The organism is Streptomyces sp. CO7 (assembly GCF_053474865.1).
In genome coordinates, this window is the sequence record NZ_JBRIOU010000010.1 from 29,933 (window position 1) to 31,763 (window position 1,831).

The 1,831-nt window shown below is 76.3% G+C and carries 2 protein-coding genes; both read right to left on the minus strand.

All coding sequences use genetic code 11. The features are described from left to right. Window positions 1-21 precede the first annotated feature (21 nt). On the minus strand, window positions 22-1,245 hold the full coding sequence (locus tag ACOV8S_RS28405; protein ID WP_448321368.1) for a cytochrome P450: 1,224 nt from the start codon (window positions 1,243-1,245) through the stop codon (window positions 22-24). A 4-nt stretch (window positions 1,246-1,249) separates the two neighbouring features. Next, the coding region (locus ACOV8S_RS28410; RefSeq protein ID WP_448321369.1) for an alpha/beta hydrolase family protein at window positions 1,250-1,831 on the minus strand (582 nt) is incomplete at its 5' end.

A 1,831-nucleotide genomic window follows, 5' to 3' on the forward strand; every position in this document is an offset into this window, starting at 1 on the left:
CGCCCAGGTCACCCGTGCGGCTCAGTGGGTCGCGACGCGGAGTTCCGTGAGGCCCCGCATCACCAGGTGGGGGCGCCGCTCCGGCTCGGCGGCGAGCCGGAGCCCCGGGGCCCGCTCCAGCAGCGCGGTCATCGACGCGGCCAGCTCCATCCGGGCCAGCGGCGCGCCGATGCAGTAGTGGACGCCCGCGCTGAACGAGATGTGCAGGTTCACCCGCCGGTCGAGCTCCAGCCGGTCCGGGCGGTCGAAGACCGCCGGGTCGCGGTTGGCCGACCCGAACAGCAGGGCCAGCTCCGCGCCCCGCGGGATCACCGTCCCGTCGATCTCGACGTCCTCCAGCACCCACCGCTCGAACAGCTGCAGCGGCGTGTCGAACCGCAGCAGCTCCTCCACGGCGGACGGCACCAGCGCGTGGTCCGCGCGCAGCGCCGCCAGCTGCTCCGGGTGCTCGAAGAGCGCCGCCCACGCGTTGCCGGTGCCGTTGACGGTGGCCTCGTGGCCCGCGTTGAGCAGCAGCACGCAGGTCGAGATCATCTCCTGCTCGGTGAGCCGGTCGCCCTCGTCGTGCGCGGCGATCAGTGCGGAGATCAGGTCGTCCCCGCCGGGCCGCCGGCGCCGCTCGGCGATCAGCTCCCGCAGGTAGTCGCTGAACTCCACCGAGGCGCGGACCGCCTCCGCCGCCGTCTCCTCGGACGGGTTCAGCTCGTACATCCCGCAGATCGCCGCCGACCAGGGCCGCAGCGGCGCCCGGTCGGCCTCCGGGACGCCCAGCATCTCGGCGATCACCGCCACCGGCAGCGGCTCGGCGACCTCCGCCAGCAGGTCGCCGCCGCCCGCGTCCACCAGCCGCCCGGCCAGCTCCCCGGCGAGCGCCGTCACGTAGGGGCGCAGCCGCTCCACGGTGCGCGGGGTGAACGCCTGGGAGACCAGCCGCCGGATCCGGGTGTGGTCCGGCGGCTCCAGGTCGAGCATCCCGTGGTCGTTGAGGGTGTGGAACGGCTCGTGCTCCGGCGGCGGCGGCGTGCGGCCGAACTCCTCGTGCGAGAACCGGTGCTGGTAGGTGCGGCCGAGCCGCCGGTCGCGCAGCAGCGCCGACACGTCGGCGTGGTGCGGGACCAGCCACTGGCCGGTCTCCTCGCACCACAGCACCCGTCCGCGCCCGCGCAGTTCGGCGTACCCGGGGTACGGGTCGGCGACGAAGGCGGGGTCGGCGGGGGAGAAGGGCAGGGCAGCGGGTGCGGTCATCGGATCACCATGCCAGCTGGGCGATCTCCTCGGCCACCACGGCGGAGGCGTCGGCGGCCGGGTCGATCAGCGGGAAGTGGCCGACGCCGTCCAGCAGGGTCAGGCCCACCACCTCGCCCGCCCGGGCGGCCGCGTCGGCGTACGACTCGGCGACGGCCGGCGGGACGTCGACGTCCTCGCGTCCCTGGACCACGGTGGTGGCGATGCCGCTGGGCAGCAGCAGCACCGGGTCGGCGTGCGGGCGGCGTTCCTCGAAGAGGCCGGGGCCGCCGAGGAACTGCAGCGCGGCGTCGCCGCAGACCTCCAGCTCGCCCGCGACCGCGAAGTCGGCGATGGGCGCCAGCGCCACCACCCCGCGGACCGCGGCCGGCCGCGCCGTGCGCCAGGGACTCCCCTCGGGGAGCACGTGCCGGGCCGCCGCCCACAGCACCAGGTGCCCGCCGGCGGAGTGCCCGGTCCAGACCGTGCGGGAGAGGTCGGCCCGCCCGCCGAGCGCGTCCGCCGCCAGGCGGGGCAGCGCGTCGAAGGCGGCGGCCATGTCGTCCAGGGTCTCGGGCCAGCGCCCCGCCTGGCGGCGGACGCGCTC